Raw genomic sequence first — 15,224 nt, 5'->3', positions numbered from 1 at the left:
GCGCCTCCTCAGCCCCGCACCGTGTGCCGGGCGATCCCGGCGCGCGCCGCGTCCACCGCCGCCTGGTCCATACCACCGATCTGCAGGTCGAACCGGACCTGCGCGCCGGAGGAGGGTTCCTCGGCGCGCACGGTCAGCTTTCCCGTTTCCGACATGAAGAACGTGACCTCGAACGGGGAACCCGCGGGCCGGGGCGGCAGGTTGCGCAGCAGCCCGCGGCCGATGAGCGCGTTGTCGGCGAGTTCCTCGGATTCGTGCGGGCTGGTCTGTTCCCAGACCTCGATCTCCACCATGCGCTGGTTGTCCGTGGCCACGCCGAAAGGATAGGGCCCGCTGTCGGCGGGCAGCGGGGTGTTGGCGGGCAGCAGGTGCGCGATCATCGTCCGGGCGGCCAGCGGGTTGGTCCTCGCCAGCGGGTCGCGAGGGTCGATGGCCTTGACCCCGAACGCCCGCGGCAGCACGGTCGTGACCTTCTTGGCGGCCAGCGACCTCACCTCCTCGGCGGGCAGGTTCAGCCGGTCGGCGACCGCGTCCGCGGGGCCCGAGCGCGCGCGGTTCAGCAGCGCGAACAGCGCGGCGCCCTTCGCCACCGCGAGATCGGGTTCGTGGTGGCGGGGGTGCAGCCCGAGCCGGTCGGTGATCCGGGCCGAGACGGCGGGCATCTTCGACATGCCGCCGACCAGCAGGACCTCGTCGAACCGGTCGACTCCCTTGCGGCGGGCCAGGTCCACGGTCCGCGCGGTGATCTCCACCATGCGGTCCAGCAGGTCGGCGGTGAGCTCTTCCAGCTTCTCCCTGGTCAGTTCCACGCGCGCCACGGCCCCGGCGAAGCGCAGGTCGGTGCGCCGGGACTGGGCGCGGCTCAGTTCCTTCTTCAGCTGTTCGGCGGTGGTCTGCAGATCCTGCATGAACGGTTCGTCGGCGGTGGGGTCCAGGCGCGGATGCTGTTCGGCGAACACCGCGAGCAGGTGGTCGCGGACGCGGGCGTCGAAGTCGGCGCCGCCGAGCGCGGCGTCGCCGTCGGTGCACACGACCCGGATGTCGTCCCCTTCGATCCGGATCACCGTGGTGTCGTAGGTTCCGCCACCGAGATCGCACACCAGCGCGTGGCGGGTGCCTTCCCCGCCGGTGACGGCCTGGTAGTGCAGGGCGGCGGCGACCGGTTCGGCCAGCACGTCGAGCACGGTGAACCCGGCGATCTCCCCGGCGCGGCGGGTCGCCTCCTTCTCCGCGACCCCGAAGTAGGCGGGCACCGTGATCACCACGTCCCGCACGGTGAGACCGGTGCCTTCCCGGGTGGCCCTGGCGAGTTCGGTGAGGATGAGCGCGGAGATCTCTTCGGGCGCGTACTCCTTGCCGTGGTAAGTGCCCGCGGTCTTGCGGCGGCCCATCATGCGCTTGGTCAACTGCGCCACGAGGTGCGGTGCCAGCAGGGCGGCGTCCCTGGCCGCGGTGCCCACCGTGACCTTTCCCGCGGCTTCGAAGTAGACCACCGACGGGGTGGTGTCCTCGCCGATGGCGCTCTGGGCGATCACCGGCTTGCCCGCCTCGTCGAGGTAGGCGATGCAGGAGTGCGTGGTGCCGAGGTCGATCCCGAAGGGCGTGTCCGGGGACATGACTGGTCTGCCTTTCTCTGGAGTTCGTATCGGAGCCCACTCCCTTACCGGCCTACTGGCCCTGGTAGGTGAACGCGGCCCAGTTCACGGGGGCGTCGAGCGGATGGGTGCCGAGTTCGTCGGCGAGCAGGCCGCCGACACCGGGCGGCAGGCGCCGCCGCGGGTTGAGCATCCACAGCTGGGTGGCGCGCAGCGCGGTGGCCGGATCGGGATATCCGGAGTTGAGGTAGTGATGGAACATGATCATGAACAGTCCGGTCGGCACGTCCCGCACCGGCCACCGGGCACCCAGAACCCCGGCCGCGCCCGCGGCGAGGAAGGCGGTGGCCAGGGTGAGCGCCTCGTCGTGCGCGTCCTCGGTGAGATCGCTGACGCAGGTCGCCAGCACCACCAGCCCGCCCGCGGCCCCGGCTGGCCGGGCGTGGGCCTGGCGCAGGATGTCGCGGACCGGGAGTTTCGCTTCCCCGTCCAGGCTGAGGTAGGAGTCGATCGGCGGGTCGGTCCGCCTGGCGTGGCAACCGAAATGGAGCACGGAGGCACCCGGACCGCCCGCTCCGGGCAGCAGCGCCAGTACCCGTTCCGGCGTGATCACCTCCGTGGGGTCGCTCCCGAGGTGGACGCAGCCGGGATAGCAGTGCCGCCGGATCTCCTCCATTTCCTCGGCGGCCCAGACGAGATCGCTGCCCGCGACCTCGATCAGCGCCGGATTTTCCGGCCACGGCCGGGTTTCCCGCCCGACGCTGTCGGTGAACTGGCGGGCGGACGAGGCGTAGCACAGGATCGCGTCCTGGCAGGCGTAGCGCACACCCTCGGGGACCGGCCGGTACGCCGCGTGCCAGGGCACCACCCCGAGCCGTCCCACCGGGACGAGGACCAGCCGCGGGGGCCGCCTGGGCACCCCGGCTCCGAACTCGGCGAGCACCGGGCCCATCGCCGTTTCCCACGCCCACGCGCCGAGTTCCCCCGCCGCGGCCTCCCAGTCCGGCCACGCGCCTTCATCGCGCTGCACTTCCCGTTGTGCCCGCTCGAAATTCTCCAGCGGCCCGCCGGGCTCGGCGCCCAGCCCGGGCAGCGGCAGGTGCCGGATCTCCCCGTGCGCGCACACCAGCACCGCCAGTCCGTCGCCGTGGTCGTCGCGCGGCAGCAGGTACACCAGCGCCCCGGCACCGGCCCGGTCCAGCGCCGTCGCGATCGCGGCCGGGTCGGGGGGAAGGAGGATGCCCCGCTCCGCCTCGGTGTGTTCCAGGGCGAGCAGGACCCGGCGGCGCAGATCGCTGGGCACCTCGAGCGCCGCCGAGTCGAGCGGCAGGGCGTCGCCGCCCGTCACGTCCCAGGGCGACTCCCGGGTTTCGTCCTCCCACTCGCCCGCCAGGTCGTGATGACCGTTCTCCCTGAGCAGCAAGGGAATTCCAGCGTCCACAGTGGCCGAATGCAGCACCATGGCCCGGCCCAGTTCGAGGGCCCGCACCGCCGCCTCGGGCTCGCCCGCGGCCAGGCACCACCGGGTCACCTGGGCCGATTCGCCCTCCGCGGAGCGCGCGGCGGTCAGGCCGCGCCCGGCCCCGGACTGCAGCAGGACTTCCTGGGTGCGCAGGCGCAGGCCGTCCAGGCCCGCGGTGACCGCGCGCCGCGCGTCCCGCCGATGGGGATCTGCGCGCGCGAAGTAGGCGTCGCCCAGCGCGTTGAAGATCACCGCCGAGTCCGGTACCGCGGGCTCCCGCAGGGCCAGCAGGCGGGCCTCTTCCAAGCGGGAGACGGCGTTGTCGAGATCGCGCGGGCTGCCCGTGAGCAGGTGACGCATGCGGAAGGCGTTGCCGAGGGCGACCAGCACCCGCAGCCGCTCGAACGCGGCGAGCGACGGACCGGCCGCGCGGCGGGCCAGCAGGGTGATGCCCCGGTCGAGCTGCCGCCGGTCGCGGGCGGCGAAGGCCGCGCCGACCAGCGCCATGCCCTCGTCGCCGCTCCGGTCGAGCAGTGCGGGTTCCTGGTGGGCGATCATCTCGGCGGCGGCCCGGAATTCGGCCAGTTCTCTCCCGGAGGTGGGGAACCGGGCGCCTTCGTCGGTGACCGCGCCGCGGAGCAGGCGCAGGAAGGCCGCCAGGCGGCCGCCGCCGGTCCACCGCCGCTGCTCGTCCGGGGCCAGCCGGTCGGCCTCTTCGAACTCGGCGATCAGCTCGTCGATCAGCTGCGGGGTGAGCTTGTTCTGGTTGCGCGCGAACTTCGTCATCGCGGCCAGCTGGCGGGGAATCCACTGCCGGTCGGCGGGCAGGTCCGCCGGGAGCCGGCCGGCGTAGTAGGACATCGCGTCGATGTCCTCCAGGTTCCCGGTCGCCAGATAGCGCTGCGACAGCAGCGAGCCGACCGCGACGCCCAGGAGCGACCGCAGCTCGTGTCCGTCCGGCAGCACATTCGCCGCTTCGCGCATCCGGTCGAGGGCCGAGTTCAGCCGGTCGGCGTCCGTTTCGAGGGTGCCCTGCATCCCGTCGACCCAGCTGAGGATGAACGTGGTGATCGGCAGGCTGCCCTCGTCCAGGGTGCCGCGGTCGTGCGCGTCCTGTACCAGCGTGCGGACCCGGTCCAGTTGCTCGGCGGACCGCGTGATCCCGGCCTGGAAGACGAGCGCGGACGCGAACCGCATGAGCATCCTCACCCGCACCGGGTGATCCTCGGGCATGTTCGTGAGGAAGCGTTCGAGCCGTCCGGTCAGGGCCGTGAGATCCTCCGGCTGGTGGGGCAGGCTGCCCTCGGCGGTGATGGCGGTGTGCACGGCTTCGATCGCCGGGCGCAGCGGATGCTCACCCAGGGTTTCGAGCAGCGTGGCGAGCTCTTCGGCGGTCTGGGCGCCGGAATCCTCGCCGCCGCGCCGCGCCCGTTCGCGCCGCAGGGCGGCACCGAAGGCGGCGATGACGGCCGCGTCGGGTGTGCCCGGCTCTTCCTGCGCGGCCGCCTCGCCGATCAGCGTGATCGCGTCGTCCAGTTCCTCGGGGGACAGGTTCTTCTTGTCCGCCAGGGACTTCTGCATCCGCGTCAGTGCCCTGAGCATCGGCAGGGGGCTGGGTACGCCGGTTCTTCCGATGGTGTCGCCGGAGACGGCTTCGAGTTGCCGCATCGCTTCCGTCACGGCTTCGGGCCGCGTCGCCGGAAGCCGCCAGTGCAGGTGTTCCACCTGCTCGGCGGTGACCTCGCCGGAGCGGAGTTCGGGCGGGAGCCCGGCGAGGAAGCCCAACTGGGAGGCGAAGATCCTGCAGATGTCGGTGGTCTCGCGGTCCACGGCCGGGTCTTCGGCGAGCGCGGTCAGTTCGGCCAGGCTCCGCACCCGGTCCTCCTCCGTCCCGCCGCACAGGAGGTAGCGTTTCGCCAGCAGCATGGCGAGGCGGTAGCGCACCAGAAGGCGCAGCTCCGGCTGGTCCTCGCCGACGGTGTCCAGCGCGGCCTCCAGCGCCGCGATCGCCTCGGGCAGGTGCCGGGTACCGCCATCGGACCGCTGCAGCAGGCGGTGGGACAGCAGCAGCCCGGCGAGCAGGGTGGCGTGGGGCCGCCAGGGATGGTCACGGGGCAGCAGGCGCCGGGCTTCCCGCAGGTAGGCGGTGGCGCGTCTGCGGTCCTTGCCCGCGCCGCCCCCGGGACCGTCGAAACGCACGGCACGGGCGAGACCCGCGTAGTACAGCGGGATGGCGCGGCGGGGGTCGCCGGAGGGCAGGATCCGCAGCAGGCACTCACCGGCCTCGATGATCGCCTCCGCGTCGTCGCACTCGACCGCCCGCTCGAGTTCGGCCCCCAGCCCCGCGATCCGGTCCTGGCTCATCGGTTCGACTCTATCCGCGCGTGCCCGGGCGCGAAGTGACCGCAAGACGTCGCGGACAGCATGCTCTCACCTCCGGGAAGGAACACCGCTACGACGCCGCGGCCGTGTTCCTGGATCCCTTGGCCGCCGAGGAAACCCGCGGGGGCGGTGATTCCGTTGCGTACCGGGGTTTTCCCGCGTCCACCGTCAGGTGGAGCACGGTCGCCCGATGGGGTTTCCGCCGCGAAGTTCCCGTCCTCCGGCGTGAGACTGAAATCCCGAGCTCCCCCGCGAAGGAGTTGTCCCCATGGGCCGTCACGAGCACGTGTCTCCGTCGTCGCGTGCCCGGACGGAGCAGCACCGGGGTGGCGTGATGACCGCCGAGGAGCCACCCGCGACCCGCCGGGCGAAGCGGCTGTGGTGGTGGGTTCCCCCGTGCTTCGCGCTGGCCGCCGCCGGCGTGGCCACGACGGTGGTGGTGATGCGCCAGCCCGCCCATCACCCTCCGGCCCCGGCTCCGGCTCCGCCGGTTCCCGTGGCCGTGAAGCCGTCCAGCGCACCGGCGACCCCCGCGCCGCTCTCGTCCGGCGAATTCGCTCCCGGCGCGTGCGTGGTCTTCCCGCCGACGACGGGCGACCGGGGGACGACGGTGTTCCTCGACGCGGGGCACGGCGGGCCCGATCCCGGCGCCATCGGCTCCCAGGGCGCGGAAAAGGACCTGACGCTGCCGGTGGTGCTGGACGCCGCGGCCCAGTTGCGGCAGCACGGGTTCCGGGTGGTGCTCTCGCGCACCACGGACACGTCGATCCTCCCGCTGGCCGCCGCCGACCTCGACGGCCAGGGATTCTCGACCAGGGGCAAGCACACCGACATGGAGGGCAGGCTGCGGTGCGCCAACCGCTCCGGCGCGGCAGCCCTCGTCTCGGTCCACTTCGACTCCTACTCCGACTCGAGCGTCCGGGGCGCGACCACGCTGTACAACACCGGACGGCCCTTCGCACAGGCCAACCAGAGGCTCGCGACCCTGCTGCAGCAGAACATCCTCGCGGCGCTGGCCGAGGCGGGCCGCCCGGTCCCCGATCGGGGGATCGGGGACGACACCGCGACCGGCGGCGGGCAGATCACCCCCGCGGGGGAGGCGTACGGGCATCTGATGCTGCTCGGGCCCGCTTCCCCGGGCTGGGTCGACGAGCCGAGCGGGATGCCCGGTGCGCTGGTCGAACCCCTGTTCCTCAGCAACCCGCGCGATGCGGCGACGGCCGCGGACCCGGCGGGGCAGGCCGCCATCGCGACCGGCATCGCCCGCGCCGTCGAGGCTGCCCTGACCACCCGCTGATCCCCGGCGACGTTCGGTCCGGGGAGGGGCCGTGCGTTGCCGTGAGGGCGCTTTGACGGTCGGCTTCGGCAGGAGCACGATGACCGGAAGTTCCTCGAACCCCCGGGGACCCTCTACTGGAACGGGCGGCCGGGGTAGCGAGACCTCGGCGAGCCGGGAGAAGGCCCGGGGCGGGTCAGCGCGGAGTGAGCAGGCCCCGGCGGAAGGCCTCGGCGACCGCGGAGGCGCGGTCGCCGACCTCCAGTTTGGCGTAGATGTTGAGCAGATGGCTTTTCACCGTGGCTTCGCTGAGGAACAGGCAGGCGGCGGCCTCCCGGTTGGTCTTCCCGTCCGCCACCAGCGCGAGGACTTCGCGTTCGCGCGGGCTCAGGGGTTCGGGGCCGGGGGCGCGGACGCGGTTCATCAGCAGGGCGGCGACCGCGGGGGAGAGCACGGACTGGCCCTGCGCCGCCGCGCGCACGGCCCGCAGCAGTTCGTCGCGGGGCGCGTCCTTGAGCAGGTAGCCGGTCGCCCCGGCCTCGATCGCCGGCAGCACGTAACCGTCGGTGTCGTAGGTGGTCAGGACCAGTATCCGGGCGTCGTTGCCCCGCCGGGCGAGCTCGCCGATCGCGGCCACCCCGTCCATTCCCGGCATGCGCAGGTCCATCAGGATCACGTCCGGCCGCAGGGCATGGGCGAGCCGGACGGCTTCGGCGCCGTCGGCGGCTTCGCCCAGCACCTCGAACTCGGGGTCGGCCGCGAACATACCGCTCAGCCCGTCCCGGACCACCGGGTGGTCGTCGGCGATCAGCAGCCTGATCACGCCATCACCTCCTTGGCGAGCGGGACGCGTGCGGAGATCGCCGTGCCCGCGCCGAGTTCCGATTCGATCCGCACCGTTCCGGACAGCCCTTCGATCCGCTGCCGCATCGCGAGCAGGCCGAACCCGGCGGCGGGCGCCGCCGGGTCGAAGCCCCTGCCGTCGTCCCGCACGTCCAGCGCCACCTCGCTATCCAAAAAGGACAACGTGACACCCACCCGGCCGGCTTCCGCATGCCGGGCCACGTTGGCCAGGGCCTCCTGCGCGGCGCGCAGGAGCGCGTCCTCGGCCGCGGGCGGTATCGGCCGCACGGTGCCGGTCGTGCCGGCCTCGGCTGCGATCCCGTGCCGTGCCGACCAGTTCCGTACGACGGCGGCCAGCGCTTCGCCCAGCCCCGCCTGGCTGAGCGGCTCGGGGCGCAGGGCGTGCACCGAGCGCCGAGCTTCGACGAGGCTTTCCCTGGCCAGTTTCGTCGCGGCATCGAGGTGCCTGCGTCCTTCCGCCCGGTGGGGACCGGCCTGTTCGGCGGCCTGCAACTGGGTGATGATGCCGGTGAGGCCCTGGGCGAGGGTGTCGTGGATTTCCCGCGCCATCCGTTGCCGCTCGTCGAGCACACCCGCCTCCCTCGCCTGCGACAGCAGCCGCTGGTGCAGGGCCGCGTTCTCGGCCAGCGAGACCTCCAGCCTGCGGTTGGCCTCGCGCACCTCGGCCAGCGCCCGGTCGCGTTGGTCGTTCCACTGCGTGCTCCGCCACACGAACCAGGCGAAACCGCACATGGGCAGCGCGTTGACGGCGAGGATGCCCCCGTAGCCGAGCAGCCCGGCGGCGGTGGTCTTGTCCACCGCGGCCGCCTGTGCGGTGCCCGCGACGACCGCCACGGCGGCCACCCCGGCCAGCCGCCACGGCCAGTGCAGGACCCGGAACGCGTAGAGGTAGGCGGCGGGGGTGAAACAGCCGAACCACGGGGCCCGCACCACCAGCACCGCGATGATGCCGATCAGCACGGTGAAGAACGTGGCCATCACCGCCGGGCGGTCCCGCCACGCCGGGTGCAGCGTGAACATCCACAGCATCCACGCGGCGGCCAGCCCGCACAGGGCGAGGTCACCGGCCGGGGAGGCGCCCTGCGCGCGCTTCATCACGACGGTGAACGCGGCAAGGACCGCCAGCAGCAGGTACGGCCCGATGGTGACCACCGGGTACCACCGCCGCTCCAGGTCGGGCTGAGAAGCACTCATCGGCGGTTCACCTCCCCTCAGGCAATCTAGCCCGGATCACCGGGCGAAGACCGCGCGAAGGCGTTTTCCGTAGACGATGGCGACGACCCCGGCCAGCACGAGTCCGCACCCGCCCTGCTCGATCTTCATCCACACCGGGAAGGGACCGGGCACGGCGACGATCACGGCGATGGCGAGCACCATGACCGCGGAGACGATCCGCAACCGCAGGTACGCGGCGCGGGAGCCGCGGGCCGCGCGCAGGGCGAAGGCCATCGTGAGCAGGGAGCTCACGAGCACGAGGGTGCCCCGGATCCAGACCGCGTCGTTCACCACGGAGGCGTGGCCGCGCAGCGCCACGATGGCGACGAGCGTGAGCACGCTGACCGCGGTGTAGGTGCCGATGAGGAGTTTGACGGCGCGGAACGCGCGCTGCACGCCGGGCTGGCCGAGGTGCGTTTCGCCGGGCCGGGTGGTGTTCATGGCTTCCCCCAGAGGGTCGGTGGTCGTGGTGGCTTCAGCGTCCCGCCCCGGGCTCCGCGTGCGCATGAACCGCACGGTCCCCTTCGGCGACCGCGCGGCTGATTCCCGAGTCAACCGATCGGTGGAGAGCGGTCCGCCTACGGCGGCTGCCGTAGTCGGGCGTCGACCCCTACCGGGTCCCCCGTAGCGCAGGAGCCGTCGTGCGGGGGACGTGCCGGGCCCGCTTACCGGGCGAAGCTGTTCGCCGCGAGAAACCTTCAACGACAGGGGGACCGGCATGCCGACCGAGACCGGCACCATCGACGAGCGGCGGGAGGGCGCGCCGCCACGGGACGAATCGCGGAAACCCCGCGGTCGGCTGCTGTGGTGGCTGTTCCGCGGCACGCTGTGCCTGCTGGCTTTCGACGCCGTGCTGCAGGCGGTACTGGCGGGCCGTTTCCTGTCGGGTGCCTACCCGATGCTGAACCTGCACCAGCTCAACGCGACCTCGGTCGGCGTCCTGTCCTTTGTGGACATCGTCGTGGCCGTGGCCGCCTGGCGGGCCTGCCGTGGCCCCGGCTCGCTCGCCCTGGCCTCGGTCGTGCTGAGCGCGGCCATCGTGGCACAGATCGCGCTGGGCTTCCGCCGGGTCCTCGGCCTGCACATCCCGCTCGGGGTGACGGTCATCGGCCTGGCCTGCTGGCTCGCGCTGTGGGTGTGCACGCACCAGCCGCAGGACCGCCCCTTCGGGCGCCGCGCAGCGGGAACCGGGCGATGACCGGCGCCGCCCCGCGGTGGGCGCTCAGCCGCCGCCGCCTCCTCGGCCTGGCCGCCGGTGCCGCCGCCGCGGGTGTGGCCGGGTTCGCCGTGCCCACTCTGGGCAGTACCCGGGAACCGGGCAGCCTGCTGCCGAGCCTTCTTCCGCTGCCCACGCCCTTCCGGGTCCCGTTGCCGATCCCGCCGGTGCCCGCTCCCGCGCGGCATCCGGACTACCCGGACGCGGACTTCCACGACCTCACCGACCGCGTCGCCCATCCGGAGATCGTGCCGGGAACGCGCACCGAGATCTGGGGCGCCGAAGGGCTTTTCCCTGGGCCGACCCTCGTGTCGCGCCGCGGGCGGCGCACCGTGGTGCGCCGCCGCAACGAACTGCCGGTGCCCACGGTCAACCACCTGCACGGCGGGCACGTGCCCGCGGCGTCCGACGGCTTCCCCACCGACCTGGTGTACCCCGCGGGCACGGGGGCGATGGCGGGGATACCGGGCATGCCGGGCATGCCGCACGATCCGCTGGCGGCGACGAGCGTGGGCTACCGCGACTACGACTATCCGATGGACCAGCGCGCCGCGACGCTGTGGTACCACGACCACCGCATGGGCTTCACCGCGCCGGACGTCTGGCGGGGGCTGGCCGGGTTCCACCTGGTGCACGACGACGAGGAGGACGCGCTCGGCCTGCCGCGCGGGGACCGGGACATCCCGCTGATGATCTGCGACCGGTCCTTCGGCGAGGACGGTTCCTTCCGTTACCCCGCCCTCGATCCCACCCTGCTGGCCACCCCCGGCGTTCAGTCGTCCTTTATGGACGGTGTGCTGGGCGACGTGGTGCTGGTCAACGGCGCACCGTGGCCGGTGCTCGAGGTGTCCGCATGCCGTTACCGGTTCCGCCTGCTCAACGCCTCCAACGCGCGCCGCTACCGGCTGGTCCTCGACCCGCCGCCGCCGGGGGGCGGCGGCCTGGTCCAGATCGGCTCGGACGGCGGTCTGCTACCCCGCCCGGTGGCGCACGACGCACTGGAGATCGCCCCGGCCGAGCGCTTCGACGTGGTCGTCGACTTCTCCCGGTACCGCGCGGGTGACGAAATCACGGTGCGCAACGCGTTCGGCTCTGGCGGCACCGGTGCGGTCCTGCGGTTCCGGGTGACCGGTCCGGTGCACGACGACAGCCGGATCCCGGACCGGCTTTCCGAGTCGCCCGGCCTCGATCCGGCGCTGGCCGAGGTCACCCGCGACTTCCGCTTCCAGAGCCGGGGAGGGGAGTGGCGGATCAACGGGGAGCTCTTCGATCCCGCCCGGCCACTGGTGACACCGCGGCTCGGGGCGACGGAGATCTGGCGGTTCGTCACCGACTTCCACCATCCCGTGCACCTGCATCTGGCCCAGTTCCAGGTACTGTCCCGCAACGGTGCGGCGCCGGGTCCCTACGACGCGGGCTGGAAGGACACGCTCGACCTGCAACCCGCCGAGGCCGCCGAGGTGATCGTCCGGTTCACCGGCTATCGCGGACGCTTCGTGCTGCACTGCCACAACCTCGAGCACGAGGACATGGCCATGATGGCCACCGTGACCGTGGTCTGAACAGGGAGGGGCGAATGGGAACAGGCTCTCCGGCCCGGCTCTTCGCAGGCGACGCCGCGCTGGCGGCCACCGCGGCGCTGGCCGGGCTGGCCGGGGTGGCGGCCGAACTGCGCGCGGCACATCCGTTCCCGGCGCCGCCCGCGGGCGCCTACGCGATCACGGTGGGCGCGGCGGCGCTGCTGCTCGCGCGGCGCCGATGGACCCGCGGGGTGGCCGTGGGTACGACCGCGCTGTGCGTGCTCTACCACGTGCTCGGCTACCCGGGGCTCGCGGTCGCCACGCCGATGATGGTGGCCTGCTACCTGCTGGTGGCTTCTGGGCGCAGCCGCGCGGAGTTGCTGTTCGGCGCGGTGCTGATGGTGGTCGTGGCGAGCCTTCCGCTGCTTCCGCCGCATGTCGAGCGGATCAACCTCGCGGCCGTCTTCGCCGCGGAGATCGGCATGACGGCGGTGCTGACCGTGGCCGACGCGGCACGATCCCGGCGCCTGGCCGCCGAGGAGCAGCTGCGGCGGATCACCTTCGAGGCACGGGCCGAGGGCGAGCGCCGCCTGATCGAGGAACGGCTCGCGATCGCCCGGGAACTGCACGACGTGCTCGCGCACACCGTGACCCTCATCGGCGTGCAGGCCGCGGCGGGCCTGGACGCGCTGGATCGCGAGACGGGCGGGGCGCGTCCGGCACTGACCACGATCCGGGCGGCCACCAGGGAGGCGATGGCCGAGCTGCGCAGCACCGTGCGGGCCCTGCGCGACCGCGCGCCCGCGGATCCGGTGGAACCGCAACCCGGGCTGGACCAGCTGACCGGACTGGTCGAGACGGCCCGCTCCGCGGGCCTGGAGGTAACTCTGGACGAGGACATCGCGGGAGCGGCGGTTCCCGCCGCCGTGGGGCTGGCGGTTTACCGCATCGTCCAGGAGGCACTGACGAACGTGTTGCGGCACGCGGAGGCGGCCTCGGTGACGGTGCGGCTGTGGCGCGAAAACGCGGCGGTGCTGGTGGAAGTCGTCGACGACGGCAAGGGCACGGCGGCCGGGGAGGTACCGGACGGCGGCCACGGCATGATCGGGATGCGGGAACGGGCGCGGGCGGCCGGCGGTAGTTTCGAGGCGGGACCGGTTCCGGCCCCCGGGTGCGGATTCGCGGTGCGCGCCCGCCTACCGCTGGGAGAGTGAAGCGATGACCGTCCGGCTGGCGCTCGCCGACGACCAGGCCCTGGTGCGGGCCGGTTTCCGGTCGCTGCTGGAGGGCACCGGGGAGTTCGAAGTCGTGGGGGAGGCCGGGGACGGGCGGGCCGCGGTCGGGCTGGCGCGGCGCACCCGGCCGGACGTGATCCTGATGGACATCCGGATGCCGGTGCTCGACGGCATCGCGGCCACGCGGGAGATCTGCGGTGACGAGCGGCTCGCCGGGGTGCGCGTGCTCGTGCTGACCACCTTCGAAGTGGACGAGTACGTGTTCGCCGCGTTGCGGGCCGGGGCCAGCGGGTTCCTGCTCAAGGACGTGGAGCCCGCCGAACTGCGCCGTGCGGTCGGCGTGGTCGCGGCCGGCGACGCGCTGCTCTCGCCGAGCGTGACCCGTCGCCTCATCGCGGAGTTCACCGCCGGGCCGCGCCGCGAGCCGGTGGACGCGGCGCTGGCCGGACGGCTGACCGACCGGGAACGCGAGGTCACCGCGCTGGCCGCGCACGGGCTCACCAACGACGACATCGCCCGCGAACTCGTGATCAGCGTCGCCACCGCCCGGACGCACGTCTCGCGGGCGATGGTGAAGGTGGGGGCGCGGGACCGTGCCCAGCTCGTCGTGTTCGCCTACCGGTCCGGGCTGGTGAAGACCCCCTCGGTCTGATCGCCGTCCACAGTGGAGCATCCGAAGTGGCCGAATTCACCCGGCTTGCCGGAAAAATCCCCGTGATGCGACGATTGTTCACCAACACTCCATACGTTGGTGTGTTCTTTTCCGCGGTGGTTCTTGGCGACGATCAGTGTCCAGCTCATACGACCACTTCGCCAGGAGCCTGAATGAGCACCGTTCCCCGCCGTCTCCGGATCGCCCTCGCCGCCTGCGTGGCGGTGGCCGCCGGGGTGATCGCGCCCGCGACCGCCCACGCCGCCGGCGCCTACACCCTGCTGACCCTCCCGGACCAGGGAGAAAGCGCTATCTACAACTTCATCAACTCGGCCACGAAGTCAGTCGACGTGACGATGTACGAGTTGCGGGACACCACCGTGACCACCGACCTGGTCAACCGGCAGAAGGCCGGGGTGAAGGTCCGCGTGATCCTCGACGCGCAGCACACTTCCGTCAACGGTGCGGCCTACAGCGCACTGCAGGCGGGCGGGGTGTCCGTCGAGTACTCCTCTTCGGCCTTCACCTACACCCACCAGAAGACGATCACCGTCGACGGTGCCGAGTCCTACATCAGCACCGGGAACCTGGACTCGACCTACTATTCGACCTCGCGCGACTACGGGGTCTTCGACACCGACTCGAACGATGTCGCGGCGATCGAGGCGGTGTTCAACGCGGACTTCGCCCAGACCTCGATCACCCCTTCGGACGGGGACGACCTGGTCTGGTCACCCACCGACTCCCAGACTCAGCTGCTGAACCTGATCAACGGCGCGCAGCACAGCCTGGACGTGGAAGAGGAGGAGTTCGGCGACACCGCCCTCGTCAACGCGATCGTCGCCGACGCGCAGCGCGGGGTCGCCGTCCGCGTGGTCGCCGAGAACCGGAACTCTTCCTACACGACGCAGCTCAACCAGGTCGTCGCGGCGGGCGGCCAGATCAAGACCTACACCTCAAGCACCGGTTACTACATCCATGCCAAGGCGATCGTGGCCGACTACGGCACCTCGACCGCGAAGGTGTTCCAGGGCTCGGAGAACTTCTCCGACAACTCGCTCAACCACAACCGGGAACTGGGCCTGATCGTCAGCGACGCCGGGGTGGTGAGCGGCATCGAGTCCGCGTTCAACGCCGACTTCGGCTCGACCGGCAGCGGCGGAACCGGCGGCGGTACCGGCGGTGGCACCGGATGCACCTCCGCGCAGCTGCTCGGAAACGCCGGTTTCGAGACCGGCAGCGCTTCGCCGTGGTCGGCTTCGTCGAGCGTGGTCAGCAACAGCAGCTCCGAACCCCCGCACGGCGGCTCGTGGGACGCGTGGCTGGACGGCTACGGCGCCACCCACACCGACACGCTGGCCCAGCCGGTCACGCTGCCCAGCGGCTGCACGACCTACCAGTTCGCCTTCTGGCTGCACGTCGACACGGCCGAAACCAGTACGACCACGGCCTATGACACGCTGACCGTGCAGGTGCTCGACGGCTCCGGCACGGTCCTCGGCACCCTGGCCTCCTACTCCAACCTCGACGCCGCCAGTGGCTACACCCAGCACACCTTCGACCTCTCGGCCTACGCGGGGCAGAGCGTCACGCTGAAGTTCACCGGCAGCGAGGACTACACCAAGCAGACCTCGTTCGTTCTCGACGACACCGCCGTCAACGTCGCCTGAGATCGCGGGCTTCCGCCGTCCCCGGCGGAAGCCCGCTTTTCCCTGCCGCCGAACGGTGCAGTGACGGCGGCCGAACAGGTGCTCCAGGCCATTGAGGACACCGCTTCCGTTATCGGGAAGTCACCCTGAAGTCTTCT

Annotated in this window: 12 protein-coding genes; 6 read left to right on the top strand and 6 right to left on the bottom strand. The window is 72.1% G+C overall.

Going from position 1 to position 15,224, the window contains the following annotated elements; genetic code table 11:
- Nucleotides 1-8 precede the first annotated feature (8 nt).
- Both ORV05_RS23170 and ORV05_RS23165 read right to left on the bottom strand, forming a co-directional pair.
- Nucleotides 9-1,616: an Hsp70 family protein gene (locus ORV05_RS23170; protein ID WP_268754129.1), complete on the bottom strand. Its 1,608-nt coding sequence runs from the start codon at nucleotides 1,614-1,616 to the stop codon at nucleotides 9-11.
- Nucleotides 1,617-1,668: 52 nt separating this feature from the next.
- The gene (locus tag ORV05_RS23165) at nucleotides 1,669-5,421 is read right to left on the bottom strand and encodes a CHAT domain-containing protein (protein WP_268754128.1); all 3,753 of its coding nucleotides are present in this window, start codon (nucleotides 5,419-5,421) and stop codon (nucleotides 1,669-1,671) included.
- Nucleotides 5,422-5,773: 352 nt separating this feature from the next.
- Between ORV05_RS23165 and ORV05_RS23160 the strand changes: the two genes are divergently transcribed.
- A complete protein-coding gene (locus ORV05_RS23160; RefSeq protein ID WP_268754127.1) occupies nucleotides 5,774-6,736 on the top strand; it encodes an N-acetylmuramoyl-L-alanine amidase family protein in 963 nt (320 codons plus the stop codon).
- Nucleotides 6,737-6,911: 175 nt separating this feature from the next.
- On the opposite strand, the gene ORV05_RS23155 is transcribed toward ORV05_RS23160, so the two are convergent.
- Genes ORV05_RS23155 through ORV05_RS23145 form a run of 3 tightly spaced genes read right to left on the bottom strand, consistent with a single transcriptional unit; the run spans nucleotide 6,912 to nucleotide 9,301 of the window.
- Nucleotides 6,912-7,538, bottom strand: a complete 627-nt coding sequence (locus ORV05_RS23155; RefSeq protein ID WP_268754126.1) for a response regulator — start codon at nucleotides 7,536-7,538, stop codon at nucleotides 6,912-6,914.
- Entirely contained in the window at nucleotides 7,535-8,773 is a 1,239-nt protein-coding gene (locus ORV05_RS23150; protein ID WP_268754124.1) for a sensor histidine kinase, read from the bottom strand. Before ORV05_RS23150 ends, ORV05_RS23155 begins: the two co-directional genes overlap by 4 nt.
- Nucleotides 8,774-8,809: 36 nt before the next feature.
- Nucleotides 8,810-9,301: a hypothetical protein gene (locus ORV05_RS23145; RefSeq protein WP_268754123.1), complete on the bottom strand. Its 492-nt coding sequence runs from the start codon at nucleotides 9,299-9,301 to the stop codon at nucleotides 8,810-8,812.
- A gap of 211 nt (nucleotides 9,302-9,512) precedes the next feature.
- Between ORV05_RS23145 and ORV05_RS23140 the strand changes: the two genes are divergently transcribed.
- Genes ORV05_RS23140 through ORV05_RS23125 form a run of 4 tightly spaced genes read left to right on the top strand, consistent with a single transcriptional unit; the run spans nucleotide 9,513 to nucleotide 13,417 of the window.
- Nucleotides 9,513-9,992, top strand: a complete 480-nt coding sequence (locus ORV05_RS23140; RefSeq protein ID WP_268754122.1) for a COX15/CtaA family protein — start codon at nucleotides 9,513-9,515, stop codon at nucleotides 9,990-9,992.
- The gene (locus ORV05_RS23135) at nucleotides 9,989-11,572 is read left to right on the top strand and encodes a multicopper oxidase family protein (RefSeq protein WP_268754121.1); all 1,584 of its coding nucleotides are present in this window, start codon (nucleotides 9,989-9,991) and stop codon (nucleotides 11,570-11,572) included. The genes ORV05_RS23140 and ORV05_RS23135 overlap by 4 nt, the downstream gene beginning before the upstream one ends.
- Before the next feature lie 14 nt (nucleotides 11,573-11,586).
- On the top strand, nucleotides 11,587-12,744 hold the full coding sequence (locus tag ORV05_RS23130) for a sensor histidine kinase (RefSeq protein ID WP_268754120.1): 1,158 nt from the start codon (nucleotides 11,587-11,589) through the stop codon (nucleotides 12,742-12,744).
- Between the two features lie 4 nt (nucleotides 12,745-12,748).
- Entirely contained in the window at nucleotides 12,749-13,417 is a 669-nt protein-coding gene (locus tag ORV05_RS23125) for a response regulator transcription factor (protein WP_268754119.1), read from the top strand.
- On the opposite strand, the gene ORV05_RS23120 is transcribed toward ORV05_RS23125, so the two are convergent.
- Nucleotides 13,381-13,566 (bottom strand): hypothetical protein, encoded by a 186-nt coding sequence (locus ORV05_RS23120; protein ID WP_268754118.1) that lies wholly within the window; start codon nucleotides 13,564-13,566, stop codon nucleotides 13,381-13,383. The two genes, ORV05_RS23125 and ORV05_RS23120, sit on opposite strands and share 37 nt — an antisense overlap.
- Before the next feature lie 24 nt (nucleotides 13,567-13,590).
- Here ORV05_RS23120 and ORV05_RS23115 point away from each other — a divergent pair, with 24 nt between their 5' ends.
- A complete protein-coding gene (locus tag ORV05_RS23115; RefSeq protein ID WP_268754117.1) occupies nucleotides 13,591-15,087 on the top strand; it encodes a phospholipase D-like domain-containing protein in 1,497 nt (498 codons plus the stop codon).
- Nucleotides 15,088-15,224: the final 137 nt, after the last annotated feature.

Source organism: Amycolatopsis cynarae, from assembly GCF_026802195.1.
In the GTDB taxonomy this organism is placed as follows: domain Bacteria; phylum Actinomycetota; class Actinomycetes; order Mycobacteriales; family Pseudonocardiaceae; genus Amycolatopsis_E; species Amycolatopsis_E rhizosphaerae.
The sequence above is the reverse complement of the archived record's forward strand: the minus strand, read 5'-3'. Positions and strand labels throughout refer to the sequence as shown.